General features: G+C 63.2%; 18 protein-coding genes. 9 read left to right on the forward strand and 9 right to left on the reverse strand.

Annotated features, from left to right (window positions below; genetic code table 11):
- Positions 1-64: 64 nt before the first annotated feature.
- Positions 65-913 carry a carboxylating nicotinate-nucleotide diphosphorylase gene (gene nadC, locus CQ007_RS01710; protein WP_105643176.1) on the reverse strand — a complete coding sequence of 283 codons (849 nt, stop codon included), beginning with the start codon at positions 911-913 and terminating at the stop codon, positions 65-67.
- Positions 914-1150: 237 nt separating this feature from the next.
- On the opposite strand from nadC, the gene CQ007_RS01715 reads away from it, so the two are divergent.
- From CQ007_RS01715 to CQ007_RS01730, 4 genes are all read left to right on the forward strand, one after another.
- Complete coding sequence (locus CQ007_RS01715; protein ID WP_105643177.1) at positions 1151-3460, forward strand: DUF1631 domain-containing protein; 2310 nt, start codon at positions 1151-1153, stop codon at positions 3458-3460.
- Between the two features lie 69 nt (positions 3461-3529).
- Positions 3530-4105 carry a 1,6-anhydro-N-acetylmuramyl-L-alanine amidase AmpD gene (gene ampD, locus CQ007_RS01720; protein ID WP_105643178.1) on the forward strand — a complete coding sequence of 192 codons (576 nt, stop codon included), beginning with the start codon at positions 3530-3532 and terminating at the stop codon, positions 4103-4105.
- A complete protein-coding gene (gene ampE, locus CQ007_RS01725) occupies positions 4105-4914 on the forward strand; it encodes a regulatory signaling modulator protein AmpE (protein WP_105643179.1) in 810 nt (269 codons plus the stop codon). The genes ampD and ampE overlap by 1 nt, the downstream gene beginning before the upstream one ends.
- Positions 4915-5044: 130 nt before the next feature.
- Positions 5045-7060, forward strand: coding sequence for a methyl-accepting chemotaxis protein (locus CQ007_RS01730; RefSeq protein ID WP_105643180.1), 2016 nt, complete (start codon positions 5045-5047; stop codon positions 7058-7060).
- A 501-nt stretch (positions 7061-7561) separates the two neighbouring features.
- On the opposite strand, the gene CQ007_RS01735 is transcribed toward CQ007_RS01730, so the two are convergent.
- From CQ007_RS01735 to CQ007_RS01745, 3 genes are all read right to left on the reverse strand, one after another.
- Complete coding sequence (locus CQ007_RS01735; RefSeq protein WP_105643181.1) at positions 7562-8128, reverse strand: cob(I)yrinic acid a,c-diamide adenosyltransferase; 567 nt, start codon at positions 8126-8128, stop codon at positions 7562-7564.
- 150 nt (positions 8129-8278) lie between these two features.
- Positions 8279-9205, reverse strand: a complete 927-nt coding sequence (locus CQ007_RS01740; protein ID WP_105643182.1) for a 2-dehydropantoate 2-reductase — start codon at positions 9203-9205, stop codon at positions 8279-8281.
- On the reverse strand, positions 9198-10163 hold the full coding sequence (locus tag CQ007_RS01745; RefSeq protein ID WP_105643183.1) for a diguanylate cyclase domain-containing protein: 966 nt from the start codon (positions 10161-10163) through the stop codon (positions 9198-9200). Before CQ007_RS01745 ends, CQ007_RS01740 begins: the two co-directional genes overlap by 8 nt.
- 111 nt (positions 10164-10274) lie before the next feature.
- Here CQ007_RS01745 and CQ007_RS01750 point away from each other — a divergent pair, with 111 nt between their 5' ends.
- Entirely contained in the window at positions 10275-10760 is a 486-nt protein-coding gene (locus CQ007_RS01750; protein ID WP_105643184.1) for a YajQ family cyclic di-GMP-binding protein, read from the forward strand.
- A 260-nt stretch (positions 10761-11020) separates the two neighbouring features.
- On the opposite strand, the gene CQ007_RS01755 is transcribed toward CQ007_RS01750, so the two are convergent.
- Positions 11021-12382 (reverse strand): MFS transporter, encoded by a 1362-nt coding sequence (locus tag CQ007_RS01755; RefSeq protein WP_105643185.1) that lies wholly within the window; start codon positions 12380-12382, stop codon positions 11021-11023.
- Complete coding sequence (locus CQ007_RS01760) at positions 12379-12747, reverse strand: MGMT family protein (RefSeq protein ID WP_105643186.1); 369 nt, start codon at positions 12745-12747, stop codon at positions 12379-12381. The genes CQ007_RS01755 and CQ007_RS01760 overlap by 4 nt, the downstream gene beginning before the upstream one ends.
- A 42-nt stretch (positions 12748-12789) precedes the next feature.
- On the opposite strand from CQ007_RS01760, the gene CQ007_RS01765 reads away from it, so the two are divergent.
- Positions 12790-13800, forward strand: coding sequence for a DUF481 domain-containing protein (locus CQ007_RS01765; RefSeq protein ID WP_105643187.1), 1011 nt, complete (start codon positions 12790-12792; stop codon positions 13798-13800).
- A gap of 16 nt (positions 13801-13816) precedes the next feature.
- On the opposite strand, the gene CQ007_RS01770 is transcribed toward CQ007_RS01765, so the two are convergent.
- Positions 13817-14575 carry an SDR family oxidoreductase gene (locus CQ007_RS01770; RefSeq protein ID WP_105643188.1) on the reverse strand — a complete coding sequence of 253 codons (759 nt, stop codon included), beginning with the start codon at positions 14573-14575 and terminating at the stop codon, positions 13817-13819.
- A 204-nt stretch (positions 14576-14779) separates the two neighbouring features.
- Between CQ007_RS01770 and CQ007_RS01775 the strand changes: the two genes are divergently transcribed.
- The 3 genes from CQ007_RS01775 to groL all read left to right on the forward strand — a co-directional run bounded on the left by CQ007_RS01775 (position 14780) and on the right by groL (position 17408).
- Positions 14780-15232, forward strand: a complete 453-nt coding sequence (locus CQ007_RS01775) for an FxsA family protein (RefSeq protein ID WP_105643189.1) — start codon at positions 14780-14782, stop codon at positions 15230-15232.
- 191 nt (positions 15233-15423) lie between these two features.
- The gene (locus CQ007_RS01780; protein WP_105643190.1) at positions 15424-15717 is read left to right on the forward strand and encodes a co-chaperone GroES; all 294 of its coding nucleotides are present in this window, start codon (positions 15424-15426) and stop codon (positions 15715-15717) included.
- A 47-nt stretch (positions 15718-15764) separates the two neighbouring features.
- Entirely contained in the window at positions 15765-17408 is a 1644-nt protein-coding gene (gene groL / locus CQ007_RS01785; RefSeq protein WP_105643191.1) for a chaperonin GroEL, read from the forward strand.
- A 266-nt stretch (positions 17409-17674) separates the two neighbouring features.
- Here groL and asd read toward each other — a convergent pair whose 3' ends face one another.
- Positions 17675-18529 (reverse strand): archaetidylserine decarboxylase, encoded by an 855-nt coding sequence (asd, locus tag CQ007_RS01790; RefSeq protein ID WP_105643192.1) that lies wholly within the window; start codon positions 18527-18529, stop codon positions 17675-17677.
- 12 nt (positions 18530-18541) lie between these two features.
- Positions 18542-19351, reverse strand: coding sequence for a rhodanese-like domain-containing protein (locus tag CQ007_RS01795; RefSeq protein ID WP_105643356.1), 810 nt, complete (start codon positions 19349-19351; stop codon positions 18542-18544).
- Between the last annotated feature and the right edge of the window lie 115 nt (positions 19352-19466).

The following is a 19466-nucleotide window of genomic DNA, read 5'->3' on the forward strand; positions in this document are numbered from 1 at the left end:
CATTGCGAGTCCGAAGGGCGCGGCAATCCAGGTGCACGCCCAACACAAGGGTTGTCCGGTAACCCTACATGCTCAGGCGCATGGACAGGTCCACGGCCTTGATGTCCTTGGTCAGGCTGCCGATGGAGATGTAGTCGACCCCGGTTTCGGCCACGGCGCGCAGGGTGCTTTCATTGATGCCGCCCGAAGCCTCGAGTTTGGCCTTGCCGGCGGTGATCTGCACTGCGGTACGCATGTCCTCGTTGCTCAGCTCGTCCAGCATGATGATGTCGGCACCGGCAGTCAGCGCCTGGCGCAGCTCATCCAGGCTCTCCACTTCGACCTCCACCGGCTTGCCCGGACTCAGGGCCCTGGCCTGGGTCACCGCAGCCTGGATGCCGCCGCAGGCGGCGATGTGGTTTTCCTTGATCAGGAAGGCGTCGAACAGGCCGATGCGATGGTTGTGGCAGCCGCCGCAGGTGACCGCATATTTCTGTGCCAGGCGCAGGCCGGGCAGGGTCTTGCGGGTATCCAGCAGCTTGACCGCGGTACCCTCGACCAGATCGGCGAAGTAGCGGCTGCGGGTGGCGGTAGCGGACAGGGTCTGGATGAAGTTAAGCGCGCAGCGTTCACCGCTGAGCAGGCCGCGGGCCGGGCCGCTGAGCTGGCAGAACGGCTGATTCGGCTCCAGCCGCTCACCATCGGCAGCCAGCCACTGCACCTGGATCTGTGGGTCGACCTGGCGAAACACCTCATCGGCCCAGGCCGTGCCGCAGAGAATGGCTGGCTCGCGGGAGATGATGGTCGCCTGCGCCTGGCGCTCGGCCGGAATCAGCGCCGCAGTGATGTCGCCATCGCCGATGTCCTCGGCCAGCGCACGACGTACTTCTTCCTGGATGGAAGACTGCAGACTGTCGAGGGTGATATTCGGCATGGGATGCTCCGTTACGGTCGCTGAAAGGCAGGCAGTATACCCGATGAACGGAATCTTCGAATAATGAGACATAGTGCTATTTTGTATTGCGGAACTGTGAGATTCAGCAAGGAATTGCAAGGAGGTATACAGATGAATTTGCCAAAGGGATGTATACTTGCGGCAATTTGACGCCAGAAATTCGTCACACAGGCGTGGCAGTATTTTAGCGACAGACCGATTGCCCGGAGAGAAGGCATGTCCAAGGATTACAAGGTAGTTTCGCTCGCCTCCGTCGCACCCGTCGGGCAGCAGATTCGTCATGGCGCCCTGTCCGCCCCGCTGGCGGCGGTACGGGACCGGGCGCTGACCTACCTGCGGGTCGGGCTCAGCGAGCTGTTCGACAATGCCGATGATACCCTCTTCGAAAAGGCCGATCGGGCCGGCAACAACGCCGATCAGAGTCTGTTCTTCGATGCCATGCGCCTGTTGCGCCTGCAGCGCCATGCCATCGAGAAGTCCTGCTGCGACGGTCTGGACCGCGAGTTCGGCAGCCTGCAATATGGCCGCCCAGCCGTCACCGACAATGCCGTCGCCTTCGACCTCGATACCCTGAGCCTAGTGCAGCCTGACGAACTGGAGCAGACCGTCGCGCTCGATGGCATGGTCGGGCGGGTCAATGCGCGCAATCAGGCCAGCCTCACGCATCTGTCCATGCGCCTCAACAGCCTGGTCAAGACGCCGGTGGATGACAGCAGCAACCCCCTGGCCCCGGCGTACCTGGTACAACTGTTCGCGGACAGCTGCGCGCCCCTGAACCTGGATATCAAGGTGCGGTTGATCATCCTCAAGATGTTCGAGCGCTATGTCTTCAACTCCATCGACTCGCTGTACATCGATGTCAACGAACTGCTGATCAATGCCGGCATCCTCCCCGACCTGAAGCAGGGCGCGGTGGCGCAACGTCCACGTACCGCCACTGCCACGGGGCCGCGTAGCCAGCAGGGCGGGGCCCTGGGCGAGGGCTCCGAACAGCAGGTGCTGTCACTGTTCAGCGAGCTGATCAGCAGCTGGCGCCATACCAGCGGTGACGTTGCGCTCAGTGCCCTGGGCGCGCCTTCGGCGGCGCCGGTGCGTAGCGATGAGCTGCTCGGGATGCTCAGTGGCTTCGCCGCCCTGCAGAGCGCCAGCCCGGGTGTCACGCTCCGGGAGTTGCGCGGGCACATCAATCAGCAATTGCACGAACAGCAGCGTCAGACCGGCGAAGTGCGCAAGCTCGATCGGGTGGATGATGACGTCATCAGCCTGGTGTCGATGCTGTTCGATGCGGTGCTGGACGACAGTCAACTGCCGGCCGCGCTCAAGGCGCTGATTGGCCGCATGCAACTGCCCATATTGCGCGTGGCGATTGCCGACAAGAGTTTCTTCAACCGCTCCTCCCATCCGGCCAGGCGCCTGCTCAACGAGCTGGCGCGGGCAACCATGGGCTGGAGCGATCACGACGACCTGCGCCGTGACCAGTTGCATGCGCTGCTCGAGCGCATGGTCGAGCGTCTGCTGGGCGAACAATTGGCCGACGCGGCATTCTTCGAGCAGATGCATGAGGAACTGGCCGGGTTCATGCGCATCGAGCAGCGCCGCGCGGAGCGGCTGGAGCAGCGCACCCGCGATGCCGAAGAAGGGCGCGCCCGGGTGGAAGCTGCCCGCAGCAAAGCCGCCAGGGTGCTGAATGAACTGCTGCTGGGGCGCACCCTGCCGGTGTTCGCCGTCGATCTGCTGCGCGACACCTGGAGTCAGGTACTGCAGTTGGCCTTTCTGCGTGAAGGGGAGCACTCCAGTGCCTGGCGCTGTGCGGAGCTCACCGCCAGGCAATTGGTGCAAAGCATCGAGGTACCGGGCGAGGGCACGAGCGCCCAGCGTCTGGCACTGAATGCCGAGGTCTGTCGCGCGCTGTGCGAGGGGCTGAGCCTGATCGGTGAGGAAGACCCGCAGGGCTCGCCTCAGCTGGCGCAGCTGCAGGCACTGCAGCGGGCGGTCTTGGCGGAGCCGTTGCAAGCGGTAGCGGGCTTGGAAACCGAGACGCTCTCCGCCGTTACGCTGGCCGAACAAGGAGCCAGTCTGGAGTTGGCCGAGCCGACACCAAGTTATCAGGCCCAGCACGACAGGTCGCTCGATGGCGACATCCCGGTGCTCACCGATATGGTGCACATCGATGAGCCGGTACTGGCGGTGCAGGACGAGGAGGAGCAGTGCCTGCTGGTCGAGGACCTGCCAGACGCCGCGGCGGTGGCCTGGGTCGACAATCTGCATGCCGGCAGCTGGTTCGAGCTGTCCGGGCTGGCCGACAAGCCGGCGCAGCGTTGCAAACTGGCGGCCATCATCAGCTTCAGTGGCAAGTACATCTTCGTCAACCGGGCGGGTATGAAGGTCGCGGAGTTCAGCCGCCTGGCCCTGGTCCATCACCATGAACAGGGCCTGATCCGCCTGCTGGCGAACGATCAGCTGTTCGACCGGGCGCTGGAGTCGGTCATCGGCAATTTGCGTCAGCTGCGCGACAGCAAGGCCTGAGATTCGCTGCTTGCGGCAACGCGGCTGCCGCCCTAGCATAGCGTTTTTGCTATCGGGGTACGGATGTCCATGCAGATCGACGCCGCCAGCGGCTGGCTGAGCGAAATAGCCCATTGCCCATCGGCGCATTTCAATGCGCGCCCCCAGGGCGTGGACATTTCCCTGTTGGTGATCCATAACATCAGCCTGCCGCCAGGCCAGTTTGGCACCGGCTGTGTGCAGGCGTTCTTCTGTGGCAGTCTGGACGAGACGGCCCATCCCTATTTTGCCGATATCGCCCAGTTGCGGGTCTCGGCGCACTTTCTCGTCGAGCGCGACGGTCGCATCACCCAGTTCGTCTCCTGTCTGCAGCGGGCTTGGCATGCCGGCCAGTCCTGCTTTGCCGGGCGTGACAACTGCAACGACTTTTCCCTGGGCATCGAACTGGAGGGCACCGATGATCAGCCTTTCACCGATGCGCAATATGCCAGCCTGATCGCGCTGACCCGCACCCTGCAACAAGCCTTTCCACTGATCACCCGCGAGCGGATCACTGGCCATGAGCATATCGCTCCGGGCCGCAAGACCGATCCCGGACCCTGTTTCGACTGGTCGCGGTATCTGGACCGTCTGACCGATGACGCACTGAAGGATGGGAGCTGCTGATGAATTTCCTGGTACTGCTGCTGGTGGCCTTGATTCTGCTGTGGACGCCCTGGCGTACTGGCTATCCACGGGATGTCCTGCAGCCCTGGGTGGCACGGGCTGCCGGTGTCGGCCGGCAATGGGGCGCCGTCGCTGCTGTCCTGCTGTTGCTGGTACCCGTGGGGCTGCTGCTCTGGCTGGTGGAGGGCCTGGCTTACGGCCTGTTCACCCTGGTGCTGCATGTGGGGCTGTTATTGCTGAGCGTGGGCCGGCATGACCCGCTGGCCGGGATGAATGCGGATTTCCTTGCGGCCTGGCGGCGTCAGGATCAGGCGGCCGCTGCGCTGGTGGCTGAGCAGCAGCTGGGAGTCACGGCCGAGCAGGCCGATGAGCTGCTGGTAGCGGTGCGTGGGCGCATGGTGACGGCCAGTCTGCAGGACTATTTCGTTCCGGCCTTCTGGTACCTGCTGCTCGGGCCGTTGGGTGCGCTGGGCTATCGTCTGCTGGAACTGGCCAGTCGGCGCGAGGGACAGTCGGTGACGCGGCCCGCCGCGCTGCTGGTGCACGCCCTGGAATGGATACCGGCGCGCCTGCTGGCGCTGAGCTTTGCCTTGGTAGGGCAGTTCGATATCACCCTGCGAACCCTGCGTGGCCTGGCTGGCGAATGGGAGCTGCCGGGTGGTGAGCTGGCTACCCGCTGCGCTCAGGCGGCGCTGGCGCCCGAGCTCGAACATGAGCAGCAGGAGGTGCTGGCCGATACCCGGCAACTGCTGGTCCGCTCCATTCTGACCTGGGCGGTGGTGATCGCCTTTCTGTCCATGTTGAGCTAAAGATAGCTTGTCTCAGGCCGATAGATAGAAGGACATACGCCGGCTGCGCCCAGCGCTATACAACAGCACAATTATTCTAAGAAACCAGCCTGTGTGACGACACGGAGCCCGGTTCGACAAGGAGACGCACTTGAACAGTCTATTGGCTCCCGCCATGGCATTGATGAACCGACTCGGTTATGCCATGAAATTCTGTCTGATCAGCGCCCTGTGCTTCGTTCCACTCATAGTGGTCAGCGGCATGCTGGTGAACCAGGCCTGGGAGCGGGTGCAGGTCTCGCGGCATGCGCTTGATTCCATGCAGTTGCTGGGGCAGGTCACCCAATTGATCACCGATGCCGAAAGGTTGCGCGGGCTGGATATCGCTGCCTTCCACCTGGGGGTGGGCGAGCAGGGCGCGGCGCTGGAGCAGCGCAGCGGCGACGTGCTCAAACGGCTGATCGGCGGGCTGCAGGGCTTGCCCCTGAACCGTGCGGATGCGGATGCGGCGGAGCTGATCGAAAAGCGCGATGAGCTGGTGGCTGAATACCAGAGCATCGGTACCGCCTCGCTGCGCAATCGCGGCCAGATGTCCACCCAGGCGCATGTTGAGCTACTCTCGTTGCTGACCTTCAGTGCCGCCTACAGCGGTCTGCCCCATGACTACGATCGCAACGTGCGCCAGTTGACTGACCTGCTGGTCAACCATTCCCCACAGATCACCTCCACCATCGGCATGGGTCGGGCCATAGGGTCCTATTCCATCGGCCTTGGGTACCTGAACTCCGACGCCAGCCGGGATATGGACCGCCTGTTGGAAGAGATTCAGCACCTGGCGGTCAACTACACCCAGGCGCTGTCGTTCCTGCAACAGCCGGAACTGCAATCGCTGCGCGCCCCGGCGACTGCCAGCAGCGAGTCTCTGGAACGGGTGCTGGAGATTTTCGAGGATGAAATCATCATGGCTTCCAGCTATGACGACAGTTGGGACAGCTACTTCGAGCGGCTCAGTGCGGAGATGGCCAAGACCCACGGCTTCAGCGAGGCGATCCTCGGCTACCTGGAAGACGCCCTGACCCAGCGGCTGGGTGAGGGTAAGCGCGCCATGCTGGTTCTGGTGAGCGCCCTGGCGGTCATCCTGCTGCTTATCGTCTGGCTGTACCTGGGCTTCTACATGGCTACCCGGCGCACCATTTCCGAGCTGTCCGCGACCATGCGCCAGGTAGCGGCGGGGGACATGACCGGTCGGGTCAAGGTCGTCAGTCATGATGAACTGGGCAATCTGGCGGGGGAGTTCAACGGCTGCATCGAGCGTATCCAGGGGTTGATCCGGCATGTCAGCCAGACCTCTGGGCAGGTCAGCGACCAGTCGCAACAGGTGGTGGGCATTTCCACCGAAAGCAGCCAGGCGGTAGAGGCTCAGCGAACCCAGATCGAGCAGGTGGCCACGGCGATGAACGAGATGGCCGCCACCTCCCAGGAAGTGGCGCGCAGCGCGGCGCTGGCGGTGACCAACGCCGAACAGGTCAACAACGAAACGGTCAATGGCCGGCGCATGGTGGAGTCCTCGGTGGATGGCATCGAGAAGCTGGCCATGGAAATCGAGAACTCGGTGAAGGTGATCAACAACCTGGCCGAGGACAGCGCTTCGATCAGCCGGGTGCTGGATGTCATCAAGGGTGTGGCCGAGCAGACCAACCTGCTGGCGCTCAACGCAGCGATCGAGGCGGCCCGGGCTGGCGAGCAGGGGCGCGGTTTTGCGGTGGTGGCCGATGAGGTACGCACCCTGGCCCAGCGTACCCAGCAGTCCACCCAGGAAATCGAACAGATGATCGCCCGGCTGCAGGATGGGGTTGGTGCGGCGGTCAAGGCGATGGGCAGCAGCCACAGCATGACCGGCGAGGCGGTGGATTCTTCATTGAAGGTACAGTCGGCGCTGGACAACATCCTGCGCGCGGTCACCCAGATCGTCGACCAGAGCCAGCAGATTGCCGCCGCTGCCGAGCAGCAGACGGCGGTCAGTCATGATATCGACCAGAATATCGTGCAGATCAACCAGTCCGGTGAGCGCACCGCCGATGGCGCACGGCGCACGGAGCAGGCCAGTAGCCGCATGGGCGAGCTGGTCGGTGAGCTGCAGAAGATCATCAGCGCATTCCGAGTGTGAACGGGGTGGGGGTGAGCCGCTAGTCATCGGCAACCCCCTATCGCCGCCTGCGGTGCGGTGATTCGATGTGGCTTCCACGCCAGGGCTGCCGAGGTTGGGTGGCCCGATCAGATGTTCCGGTATTCCGTCATTGCGAGGAGGCGCTTTTTGCCGACGTGGCAATCCATGGGCTCGGTGTTATCGGCCAGCAATGGATTGCCACACCCTTCGGGTTCGCAATGACGGTATTCGAGACGGGTTTCTCGCCGGGCTGAGCTGCCGCTGGTGATGTGGGAGTCTTCGCCCCGCCTGCGGCGGTGCGCTGGCGCGCAGCAAACCAGGGATATGTGAACGGGGTGTGGCGCGCCGGCGCTACGCCGACGGACTTGTAGCCGCCGAGAACCGTCGGCGAGCAGGCGCTCCCGCCCCGTGGTGCTTTGCCGGTTGATACAGGAATGTTTGATGAGAGCGGCGTCGGATCACCGCGCCGCTCGCCGCGATGCATGCTATCAGGCCAATCTACTACTCGACCGGCTTCGGCTTGGGTCGCCACAGCACCTCGGCGGTACCTTCCAGGCGGGCGATGCTGCGCGCGGTCACGAACAGCAGGTCGGACAGGCGGTTGAGGTAGGCCAGGGCCTGGGGGTTGATGGTTTCCTTGCCGGCCAGCGTCTGATAGCGGCGTTCAGCCCGCCGGCAGACACTGCGGGCCAGGTGCGCCTGGGCGATGGGCAGCGAGCCGCCGGGCAGGATGAATTCCTTCAGTGGAGGCAGCTCGGCGTTGAAGCCGTCGATCAGCGTTTCCAGTTCGGTCACATCCGCCGCCTCGATGATATCGACGCCGGGGATGGCCAGCTCGCCGCCGATGTCGAACAGGCGATGCTGCACCGGCGCCAGTGCGGCATGTACCGGCTGCAAGGCCGAGCTGGTCAACCCGGCCAGCAGCACGCCAATGCAGCTGTTCAGCTCATCCACCGCGCCCATGGCCTCGATACGGGGGCTGTCCTTGCCGACGCGGCTGCCATCGGCCAGGCCGGTGGTGCCAGCATCGCCGGTGCGGGTGTAGAGTTTGCTCAAGCGGTAGCCCATGGCCGATCTCCTGTGGAAAAGAGGCCAGACTAGCGCAGCTACAAGCTACAAGCTACAAGCTACAAGCCTCGTCATCCTCGGCCTGCGCGAAGGATGACGGAGTCTGGGGCTGGGGGGCTGACGCGGTTTGCAATGAAACCTCAGCAGCCCCTAGTCCTGTGGCAGACCCAGTTCGGCCAGGTGGTTCTGCAGTTGCCGGTACAGGGCGTCGAGTACCGGCGTGGCCAGGCCGACGCGGCGGGCGGTGCGGCAGGCGTGGCCGAGGATGAAGTCGATCTCGGTACGCCGGTGGGCTGTCAGGTCCTGGCGCATGGAGGAGCTGTTGGCGGCGGTGGCCTGGATCACCCCAAGGATGCGTTCGCGCAGTTGGTGCAGCGACAGCGCCACGTCCTGGCTGGCGAGCAGGGCGTGCAGTTCGGCCAGCAGGGGTGCAAATGAGGCGCCGGCCCGCTCGGGCACCTCGCCATTGGCACAGTCGTGCAGGGCACTGATGGGGTTGATGGCGCAGTTGACCGCCAGCTTCAGCCACAGTACCGGCATGATCTGCGGCTCCCAGCGCCAGTCGATGCCTGCGTGGCCGAGCAGTGCCAGCCAGTCGGGGGCCGGTTGCTGCTGCGGATCGCCGACCAGGGTCTGACCGATGCCGGCCCAGACCACGTGGTTGGCCTCCCGTTTCCAGGCACCATCGGTGACACTGGCATACAGCACCCGCTGCGACGGCAGGCGTGCGCGAACGGCCTGCTGGCTACCCAGGCCGTTCTGCAGCAACAGCAATTGGCTGTCGGCCTGCAGGCGTGGCGCTACGCTGTCCAGCGCGTCGGCCACGGCCCAGGCCTTGGTGGCGATCACCAGCCGGTGGATCGGCTGCTGGCTGTCCCCGGCCAGCTCCGCCGCAACGCGCAGGGTCTGGCTGCACCCCTGCTGTTCCAGCAGCAGCTGATCGTGGCGGCTGTGCCAGTCGCGCAGTGCCTGCGGTGTGCGCAGGATCAGTCGACAGTCGATCCCGGCATCCGCACAGCGAGCCGCCCAGAGCAGACCCAGGCTGCCGGCGCCGAGTATGTGCAGGGTCTCAGACAAGTTGCGGCATCCGCACTTCGGTGATCAGGTTGGTGGCATAGGCCTGACCCAGATGCTGTTCCACCTGCTGCAGCAGATGATCGGCGCTGATACGCGGGTCATGCTTGGCCACGGTGCTCAGCGACATACCGGCCCGTACCGAGAGGTAGCCCTCGCTGGTCTTGAATGCCTTGAGATTCAGGCCATCATGCAGGCGGCGGAAGCTGTTGGGCTTGCAGTCGTCGGCATTGTCGCCAACGGTGCAGATGGCGAAGGTGTCGGGACCTATGCGCGCGGTCACGTCCATCGGCCGGACCAGCTGTTGCAGGCGACGGGCGATGCCCTTGAGCAGCTCCTGCTGCACGGCTTCGCCGTAGCGGCTGCCCAGATCCTCGAAATTCTGTATGCCGAGCACCAGCAGCGAGCAGAAGCCGCCGCGCGACTCGACACCCTGCAGGGCATCCTCCAGGCGTTGCTGCAGGTAACGGCGGTTACCCAGCGCAGTCAGGCTGTCGACCAGGTTGTGCTCTTCCAGCTGTGCATTGTTGCTGGCCAGCAGGCGGTTTTCCTCCAGCAGGCGATTGATCAGATGGGTGATGCGGTCGGCGGCATAGATGCGTGGCAGCAACTGTTCGCTCATGGCCGACTTGCTGATGAAGTCATCCACCCCGCGGTCGAACGCCTCGCCAAGTACATTGTCGCCTTCCCGGGCGGTCAACAGCATGACGTAGGTGTAGTGACTGGTCTGTTCGTCGCGCTGGCGAATGCGTGTGGTCAGTTGCAACCCATCCATCTCCGGCATCAGCCAGTCGGCGACCATGACGCTGGCGGCGCGCTCCTCATGCATGGCCAGTGCGGCCATGGCGGAAGTGGCGAAGCGTATATCCGTATACCCCGCCTGGGACAAGGCATGGCCTATGACGGCACTGCTGAACTTGGTATCGTCCACCACCATTATGCTGAGTTGGGGGTTGGGCATGTCTGAGCTCCCTGCTGCATGTTTTTTAACTGACGCCGGTATAATGCCATGACGTCAGGTCGATGTTCTGCCATACCTGTCATAAATATCATGTTTATTTGAGGCCAAGCCATGCCGTCTTTTGATGTGGTGTCCGAACTGGACAAACATGAAGTAACCAACGCTGTCGATAATGCCATGAAGGAACTTGATCGCCGCTACGACCTGAAGGGCAAGGGTAGCTTCGAGTTCAACGAAAAGGCCCTGACGGTGACCATCACCGCCGAGGCCGACTTCCAGCTGGAGCAGTTGCTGGACATCCTGCGGCTGAGCCTGACCAAGCGCAAGATCGACATCCAGTGCATGGAGGTGAAGGACGCCTATGCTTCCGGCAAGCAGGTGAAGCAGGAGGCGGTGTTGCGCGCAGGGATCGACCAGGCGCTGGCGAAGAAGATCGTCAGCAAGATCAAGGAATCCAAGATCAAGGTGCAGGCCGCGATCCAGGGCGACCAGGTCCGGGTCACCGGCAAGAAGCGCGACGACCTGCAGGAAGCCATGGCCCTGCTGCGTGCGGCCAATCTGGACATGCCGCTGCAGTTCAACAACTTCCGCGATTGAGTTTGAACCCTGTCGTCGAGCGGGTGCTCGACAACCCGGTTTTCGGAGCGTAGCGCCCCTGCGGGATCCCGAACCACCGCGTCGTCGAGCAGGCGCTCGACAACCCTGGACGGATACGGCGCATGGTCTCGGGGTGTAGCGCCCCTGCGGGATCCCGAACCACCGCGTCGTCGAGCAGGCGCTCGACAACCCTGGGCGGATATGGCGCATGGTTTCGGGGTGTAGCGCGCCTGCGCTACGCCAGCGGCCTTTCCATCACCTCAGTCGATCCCAGGCCGGCTCACCCGGTCGGGATGGGCATATCTGAGCAGCAGCGCCGCCAGCACGATGGCCGGCAATCCGGTCAGTGCGGTCACCATGAAGAAGTGTACCCAGCCCAGATGGACAGCCAGCACCCCGGTAAAGCCGGCGGCGAACTGCCCGGGCAGGGTCATCAGGGAACTGAACAGGGCGTACTGGGTGGCGGTGTAGGCGGTATTGGTCAGGCTCGACAGATAGGCGATGAATACCGAGATGGCCAGCCCGCCAGTGATGTTGTCGGCAATGATCGCCATCACCAGCCCGTAGGGCTCGGCACCGATGAATGCCAGCCAGGCGAACATCAGGTTGGTGGCCGGGGCCATGAAGGCGGTCAGCAGCAGAATCGGAGCGATGCCGAAGCGCGCCACCAGCAGCCCGCCCAGGGCCGCGCCGAGCAGGGTCATGCCCAGGCCGAAGGCGGCGGCGATGTTGGCGATCTGCGCCTTGCTGAAACCCAGGTCGAGATAGAAGGGATTGGCCATCACACCCATGAAGATATCGCTGATGCGGAAGGTGGCGACGAACGCCAGGATCAGCAGGGCGGCCTTGCCATAGCGCTGGAAGAACTCGGCGAAGGGGCAGACGATGGCGCCGATGAACCAGGCGGTGAGATGGCGCCGCCAGCCGGCGTGATGGGTGCGGTCCAGATAGTCGGCCACCCGTTGTTCGAAGTGCAGTGTCGAGGCGCTGACCGACACCGTCGGTTCGGCAATCACCAGCGTGGTTACCACACCTACGCCCATCAGCAAGGCCATGCCGGCATAGGCCAGAGTCCAGCTATCGATCGAAGCCAGGTGCAGTGCACCGGCCCCCGCGGCCAGGATCGCCACCCGATAACCGGTGACATAGGTAGCGGCCATGGCTCCCTGGCGATGGCGGGCTTCGGCCTCCACCCGGTAGGCGTCAATGGCGACATCCTGGGTGGCCGAGCCGAACGCCGCCAACACTGCCCAGAGCGCCACCAGAGTGAGATTCTCCCGCGGGTCGGTCAGCGCCATGCCAAGCAGGGCACCGGCGATCACCAGCTGTGCCAGTAGCATCCAGGCCCGGCGGCGGCCCAATAGCCGGCTGAGCAGTGGTAGCGGCGCGCGGTCGATCAAGGGTGCCCACAGCACCTTGATCGAGTGGGCCATGCCGACCCAGCTGAGAAAGCCGATGGCCGCCAGTTCGATGCCCAGATCGCGCAGCCAGGCGCTGAAGGTGCCGCCAACCAGCAGCAGCGGCAGGCCGGCGGAGAAGCCCAGGAACAGCATGCCGAGCACGCGGGGTTTGAGGTAGACCTTCCAGCCCTCGCGCGCTGGTGTTGCTGTAGTGTCGTTCATCGATGGGCTGTCTCTATTGGATCGGGCCAGCCGAAGCGGGCCATGTTTACGCGGCGGTTGCGAATGATGACACCTTCGGCAAGCAGGCGCTGGTATTGTTCCTGCCCGGAGGGGCTGTCCGCCGGCAGCGATAGCTGCCCCTGGCTGTTCAGCACGCGATGCCAGGGCAGGTTGGTGTCGTCAGGCAGCTGGCCCAGCCAGCGACCGACCAGGCGTGCGCCCCGGCCGAGCCCCGCCATCTGTGCCAACCGCCCGTAACTGCTGACCCGCCCAGGGGGAATGGCGGCGAGCACCTGCCACAGGGCCTCCTTGCGCGTATCAGGGCAGAAAGGCAGCGGATCATGTGGAATGGAACGCTCAGTCATGGATAATGTCTCTGGTTTTTCCACTTTCCGGGTTGTTTTCCCATGCTGATGTCCCGTTTTTTCCTGTTGTTGCCGCTGTTATTCGTACTGCCGGCTGTTGCCGACACCCTCTGGCTGGACAATGGTGACCGCTTGACCGGTCGCATCGAGCTGATGGAGGGTAACAAGTTGATCATCCGTACCGAGGTGGCCGGTCAGGTGGCAGTCAATGTCGATCGCATCCGTACCCTGGAAAGTGACGGTCCGCTGTTGATCAAGACCAGCGACGATACTAAGCACGCGCGGCGCATTCAAGCGTCCGACGTAGCCGGAGAGATTATGCTGGTCAACGGTGAGCCGGAACCGCAGGCGCTCAGGATCAGCAGCCTCAGACAACTGATGGAGCCCCAGCCGATCATCGAGGACTGGGCCTGGAATGGTCGGGCGAATCTGTCGCTGGAGCTGGAGGATACCGAGTCGAAGAAACGTGACTTCGACGTCAAAGCCACCACCGAGGCTCGCCATGGTGATTGGCGCCATGTGCTCGCTGGCGAGTTCGAGCGCGACTACCGCAACGACATCAAGAGCCGGCATCGCTGGGAAGCCGACTATGCCTTGAGCTGGTTCTTTGCCGAGAAGTGGTTCTGGCAGAACAGCGTCAGCTATCAGCGCGACCATATTGACGAGGTAGCCAGGCAGATACAGATCGGTTCCGGTCCCGGTTACGAGTGGTGGAACAATGCGCTGGGGCGCTTCGAGACCTCGGCGAGTTTCCAGCATCTGCGCATGGATGCACGGGATGGTTCCGACAGCCGGACCAATGGTCTGGGGTTGGAATGGGACTATCGACGCTTCCTGTTCGGCAAGCGCTTCCAACTGGTGCATAACGCCGAGACCATCATCCCCAACGATGATCAGGTGGATTACATACTCGATGCTGAACTCGGCTTGCGCTATCTGCTCAACAGCTGGGCATCACTGAGCCTGGCGACCGAGTGGGACTATATCCGCAGCTCGGATGAGAAGAGCCGTAATGAAACCCGCTACAAGATAGGCCTTGGCGTCAACTGGTGACGCCAGGCCGGGGGACTCAGAGGCGCAGGCCGCCGTCCAGCTCCAGAATTCGACCGCTGTAGTAGTCGTTCTCGAACAGGTAGGCCGCCGAGTGGGCGATCTCTTCGGGCTTGCCCATGCGTCGCAGCGGGATGCCGGCGGTCATCTTGTCCAGCGCTTCTGGTTTCATGCTGCTGGTCATTTCAGTCTCGATGAAACCCGGCGCGATGCCTGCCACGCGAATGCCATAGCGGGCCAGCTCCTTGGCCCAGACCACGGTCAGTGCAGCGACCCCGGCCTTGGCCGCGGAATAGTTGGACTGGCCCATGTTGCCGGCCCGGGAGATCGAGGAGATATTCAGGATCAGGCCCTTGCTGCCCAGTTCCACCATCTTCGCCGCCACTTCGCGGGTGCCGAGGAACACGCCGGTCAGGTTGACGTCGATCACCGACTGCCACTGGTTCAGGCTCATCTTCTGGATCTCGCCGTCCCGCACCTTCAGCAGCAGGCCGTCACGCAGGATACCGGCGTTGTTGATCAGGCCGTTGATGGTGCCGAAGTCGTTCGCCACGCGGTTGACCATGTCGCTCACCTGCTCTTCGTTGGCGATGTTGCAGACATAGGCACGTGCCTCGCCGCCAGCCGCCTGGCAGGCGGCAACCGCTTCGTCCAGGCGCTCCTGGCCCAGGTCTACCAGCGCCAGGCGGGCACCGCGTCCGGCCAGGTACTCGGCCATCGCCCGCCCCAGGCCCTGGCCGCCGCCGGTCACGATGATCACGCTGTCTTTCAATTGCATTCGGGCATTCCTCATGGTTGTCGATTGTTCTGGGAAAGTTCAGGGAGGCAAGAATGCAACAACTGGCGAATATTATGAATACCTGATGCAGTGAATCGGTCACCAGGCGACCTGTTTCCGGGTTGGCGTTCCATCCCGGTTTGGGCTTGAAAGCGTCCGATAGTGATCCCATATAGGAACTTTGCACCAATTCATGAGGTTTGCATGCCGCTGTTGCGCATATTGCTGTTGGCATTTCCCCTGATCGAGCTGGCCAGTCTGATTCTGCTGGGCCAGGCGGTTGGGGTGGGCTGGACCCTGCTGTGGGTTCTCTTCACGGGTGTGCTGGGACTGGTGCTGATCCAGCGCAATGGCTGGGGCATGCTGCAGCGGTTGCAGCAGCAGATGGTCACCAATCGCAGTCCGTTCCGGGTACTCAAGTCGGGCATGTGGGGTGTACTGGCCGGGGTACTGATCGCCTTCCCGGGATTGGTCAGTGATGTGCTGGCGATTCCCTGCCTGATCATGGCGCTATTGCATCGTGGCGGTGGCTCCGGCCCGGATGATCAGGACGGTCCACGTACCTACCGGCGGGGCGAGTACACCATTATCGAAGGAGAGTGGCAGCCGGGCGAGCCGCCGCGCAATGATGACGACGCGCGGCTGAGCGACCGCTAGAAAAAATTCCCCCCGGGGCCCTTGAAAAGATTTTGCCGGGCCCCATAAACAATGCACCAGTTTTACCGGTGCCCGTAAGGGAGCCGGTGTTGGACAGGGACGCAAACGCGCGTCCTTCGGGCTGCAAAGCCTGATTTAACTTGGAATGCCGGAATACCGGCCATTTGCATACTATTGGGAGACTCAAAACGATGAAAATCCGTCCGTTACACGATCGCGTAGTCGTTCGTCGCAGCGAAGAAGAAACAAAAACCGCTGGCGGTATCGTTCTGCCTGGCTCTGCAGCAGAAAAACCGAATACCGGCGTCGTGATTGCTGTGGGTACCGGGCGCCTGCTGGACAATGGTGAGGTGCGTCCCCTGGCCGTGAAGGAAGGTGACAAAGTGGTTTTCGGACCCTATTCCGGCAGCAGCACCATCAAGATCGACGGTGAAGAGCTGCTGATGATGAGCGAATCCGAAATCTACGGTGTCCTGGAAGGCTGATCCCTGCCGGCTGATCCCTGAACGAATTCATTTGAAGGAAAGTGAAAATGGCTGCTAAAGAAGTATTGTTCGATGTTTCCGCACGCAACAAGATGCTGGCTGGCGTCAATGTTCTGGCCGATGCCGTCAAGTCCACGCTGGGGCCGAAGGGCCGCAACGTTCTGATCGAGCGCAGCTTCGGCGCGCCGATGATCACCAAGGACGGCGTTTCCGTAGCCAAGGAAATCGAGCTGAAGGACCGCTTCGAGAACATGGGCGCGCAACTGGTCAAAGACGTTGCCTCCCGCGCCAACGATGACGCCGGTGACGGCACCACCACCGCCACCGTGCTGGCCCAGGCCATCGTTACCGAAGGTCTGAAGGCAGTTGCCGCCGGCATGAACCCGATGGATCTCAAGCGCGGTATCGACAAGGCCACTGCGGCCGTGGTTGCCGAGCTGAAGAACCTGGCCAAGCCCTGTGCCGACTCCAAGGCGATTGCCCAGGTGGGTACCATCTCCGCCAACTCCGACGACTCCATCGGCAACATCATTGCCGAAGCCATGGATCGCGTTGGCAAGGAAGGCGTGATCACTGTCGAGGAAGGTTCCGGTCTGGACAACGAGCTGTCCGTGGTCGAGGGCATGCAGTTCGATCGTGGCTACCTGTCCCCGTACTTCGTCAACAAGCCGGAAACCATGTCCGCCGAGCTGGACAACCCGTACATCCTGCTGGTTGACAAGAAGATCTCCAACATCCGCGAAATGCTGCCGGTGCTGGAAGCGGTGGCCAAGGCTGGTCGTCCGCTGATGATCGTTGCCGAAGACGTCGAAGGCGAAGCGCTGGCCACCCTGGTGGTCAACAACATGCGCGGCATCGTCAAGGTCGCTGCGGTCAAGGCGCCGGGCTTCGGTGATCGTCGCAAGGCCATGCTGCAGGACATCGCCATCCTCACCGGTGGTACCGTGATCAGCGAAGAAGTCGGCATGAGCCTGGAAACCGCCACCTTGGAGCACCTGGGTCAGGCCAAGCGCGTGCAGATCAACAAGGACAACTCCACCGTGATCGACGGTGCCGGTGCTCAGGTTGATATCGAAGCCCGCGTTGCACAGATCCGCAAGCAGGTTGACGAGACCACTTCCGATTACGACCGTGAGAAGCTGCAGGAGCGTCTGGCCAAGCTGGCTGGCGGTGTTGCGGTAATCAAGGTCGGTGCTGCCACCGAAGTGGAAATGAAAGAGAAGAAACACCGCGTGGAAGACGCGCTGCACGCTACCCGTGCTGCTGTGGAAGAAGGCGTGGTACCTGGCGGCGGTGTCGCCCTGGTGCGCACCCTGGTGGCTTTCGAAAACCTGACTGGTGACAACGAAGACCAGAACGTCGGTATCAAGCTGCTGCGCCGTGCCATCGAAGCGCCGCTGCGCCAGATCGTCAGCAACGCTGGTGAGGAAGCTGCCGTGGTACTGCAGACCGTACGTGCCGGCGAAGGCAACTACGGCTACAACGCCGCTACCGGCGAATACGGCGACATGATCGAAATGGGTATTCTGGATCCGGCCAAGGTGACCCGCAGCGCGCTGCAGGCTGCCTCCTCCGTAGCCAGCCTGATGATCACTACCCAGGCCATGATTGCCGAGCTACCGGAAGAAAAGCCGGCCATGCCTGACATGAGCGGCATGGGTGGTATGGGTGGCATGGGCGGCATGATGTAATCAGCCGACCCGGCTAACCACGCCAATCAAAACCCCGGTATGGGTAGCCCTGTACCGGGGTTTTTTGTTGCTTGTCAGTCAGGAAAGTGGGCAGGCTTCCCCAGGGTTGGCGAGCGCCTGCTCGCCGACAGCTCCCAGCCGCTACCATACTGGCGTAGCGCGGGCGCGCTACACCCCGAGCTTCCCAGGGTTGGCGAGCGCCTGCTCGCCGACAGGTCCCAGCCGCTACCATGCTGGCGTAGCGCGGGCGCGCTACACCCTGCGGGCTAGCCAGCCAGCTTCTCACCCATCTTCTGGCCCATGCGTACCAGGCTGCCCGCGCTCAGATGTTCGTCCCAGCGGGCGCGCCCTGGGCCGAACAGCACGATGGCGGTGGAGCCCAGCTTGAAGCGACCCATTTCCGCGCCGCGCTCCAGCTGCGGCGCGCTACCGCCATATTGCTCACTGCGCAGTTGCCGGCGGGGTGGGGCGACCAGGCCGGCCCAGACGGTTTCCACCGACGCCACGATCATCGCCCCGACCAGCACCACCGCCATGGGACCGGCCTCGGTGTCGAACAGGCAGACCACGCGCTCGTTGCGGGCGAACAGTTCGGGCACATTCTCCGCAGTTGTCTGGTTGACCGAAAACAGCTTGCCAGGGACATAGATCATGTCGCGCAGGGTGCCGCCCAGCGGCATGTGCACCCGGTGATAGTCACTGGGCGACAGGTAGACGGTGGCGAACTGGCCGCCCTGGAACAGTTCGGCATGCTGCGGATTGCCACCGAGCAGTTCGAGCACGCTGAAGCTCTGCCCCTTGGCCTGGAAAACCCGACCGTGCTCGATGCTGCCCAACTGGCTGATGGCGCCGTCGGCCGGGCACAGGATGCTGTGCTCGCCCTCATCCAGCGGCCGGGCATCGGGCAGCAGGGCGCGGGTGAAGAAGTCATTGAAGCAGCTATAGGCGGTCGGGTCCGACTCGAGCGCCTGGCTCATGTCGACCTGATAGCGCCGGACGAACCAGTTGATGAAGGGATTCTTCACCCAGCTCCAGGTGCAATTGGCCAGGCCGCCGGCCAGACGTGACAACAGTTGCTGGGGCAGCAGGTACTGCGAAGTGATGAACAGACGATCGCGCATGCGGTAACAGCCTCAGAGTTCTACGGGAGTATCAGGGTGGTTGCCCCACTCGGACCAGGAGCCGGCATAGGCCTTGACCCGTGGGTAGCCGAGGATCTTGGCGGCAAGGTAGGTGAAGCCGGAGCGGTGGTGGGTCTGGCAGTGGGTGACCACCTCATGCTCGGGGGTGATGCCCAGCGCGCGCAGCTGGGCGGCCAGGTCATCGCGCAGGCGCAGGCCGCGCTCTGGGTCCATGCCGGCGGTCCATTCGAAGTTGATGGCGCCGGGGATATGACCGCCCTTGGCTGCCAGGACCTTCTCGCCGCGATGCTCGGCCGGCGAGCGGGCATCCCAGATCACCCGGTCGGCGTTATCCAGGTCGGCCATCAGGGTCTCGACATCGATGGTATGGCTGGTGTCGATGGTCAGCGTTGGCTGGGTCGGCTCGGCCTGGTTGACCTCTTGCTCCAGGGGCCGGCCCTCGGCGTGCCAGGCCCTGAGGCCGCCATTGAGGTAGCTGTAATGGGGGTGGCCGACGCTGTCCAGCAGCCAGATGAAGCGTCCGGCCCAGCCGCCGCCCTCATCGTCATAGACGATGTAATGCAGGTCGGCGTGGTGGCCCAGGCCGCCGAGGATCTGCTGCAGGCTCTGCAGGTCCGGCAGCAAGCCCGGGGTTGGCGCCGGGGCGGTGATACTGCCGGGTGCCAGATGCACGGCGCCGGGAATATGTCCGGCCAGATATTGTTCGGACTTGCTCAGGTCGACCAGGCGCACCTGGGCGGGATCGAGTTGTGCCGGCAACTGGCTGGGCTCCAGCAGCAGCGGCAGTGGATTGTCGGTCATGGCCTGTTCCATTTTTTGTATCCGGGTACGTCAGCTGCCGGCGGAGCGGCAACTGGCGCTATAATTTCGCTCAGGATCTGCGGGCGACGGCCGATAGCAGGGGCAGTGGGGGTGC

The organism is Pseudomonas sp. MYb185, from assembly GCF_002979975.1.
Taxonomy (GTDB): Bacteria; Pseudomonadota; Gammaproteobacteria; order Pseudomonadales; family Pseudomonadaceae; genus Halopseudomonas.

Excerpts from the sequence above, each read along its gene's own strand:
- CQ007_RS01780 (WP_105643190.1), top strand. The coding sequence starts at position 15,424 with ATGAAAATCCGTCCGTTACACGATCGCGTAGTCGTTCGTCGCAGCGAA.
- groL (WP_105643191.1), top strand. The coding sequence starts at position 15,765 with ATGGCTGCTAAAGAAGTATTGTTCGATGTTTCCGCACGCAACAAGATG.
- CQ007_RS01735 (WP_105643181.1), bottom strand. The coding sequence starts at position 8,128 with ATGGGCTACCGCTTGAGCAAACTCTACACCCGCACCGGCGATGCTGGC.
- nadC (WP_105643176.1), bottom strand. The coding sequence starts at position 913 with ATGCCGAATATCACCCTCGACAGTCTGCAGTCTTCCATCCAGGAAGAA.
- CQ007_RS01760 (WP_105643186.1), bottom strand. The coding sequence starts at position 12,747 with ATGACTGAGCGTTCCATTCCACATGATCCGCTGCCTTTCTGCCCTGAT.
- CQ007_RS01755 (WP_105643185.1), bottom strand. The coding sequence starts at position 12,382 with ATGAACGACACTACAGCAACACCAGCGCGCGAGGGCTGGAAGGTCTAC.
- CQ007_RS01795 (WP_105643356.1), bottom strand. The coding sequence starts at position 19,351 with ATGACCGACAATCCACTGCCGCTGCTGCTGGAGCCCAGCCAGTTGCCG.
- CQ007_RS01765 (WP_105643187.1), top strand. The coding sequence starts at position 12,790 with ATGCTGATGTCCCGTTTTTTCCTGTTGTTGCCGCTGTTATTCGTACTG.
- asd (WP_105643192.1), bottom strand. The coding sequence starts at position 18,529 with ATGCGCGATCGTCTGTTCATCACTTCGCAGTACCTGCTGCCCCAGCAA.
- ampE (WP_105643179.1), top strand. The coding sequence starts at position 4,105 with ATGAATTTCCTGGTACTGCTGCTGGTGGCCTTGATTCTGCTGTGGACG.
- ampD (WP_105643178.1), top strand. The coding sequence starts at position 3,530 with ATGCAGATCGACGCCGCCAGCGGCTGGCTGAGCGAAATAGCCCATTGC.
- CQ007_RS01770 (WP_105643188.1), bottom strand. The coding sequence starts at position 14,575 with ATGCAATTGAAAGACAGCGTGATCATCGTGACCGGCGGCGGCCAGGGC.
- CQ007_RS01750 (WP_105643184.1), top strand. The coding sequence starts at position 10,275 with ATGCCGTCTTTTGATGTGGTGTCCGAACTGGACAAACATGAAGTAACC.
- CQ007_RS01715 (WP_105643177.1), top strand. The coding sequence starts at position 1,151 with ATGTCCAAGGATTACAAGGTAGTTTCGCTCGCCTCCGTCGCACCCGTC.
- CQ007_RS01775 (WP_105643189.1), top strand. The coding sequence starts at position 14,780 with ATGCCGCTGTTGCGCATATTGCTGTTGGCATTTCCCCTGATCGAGCTG.
- CQ007_RS01745 (WP_105643183.1), bottom strand. The coding sequence starts at position 10,163 with ATGCCCAACCCCCAACTCAGCATAATGGTGGTGGACGATACCAAGTTC.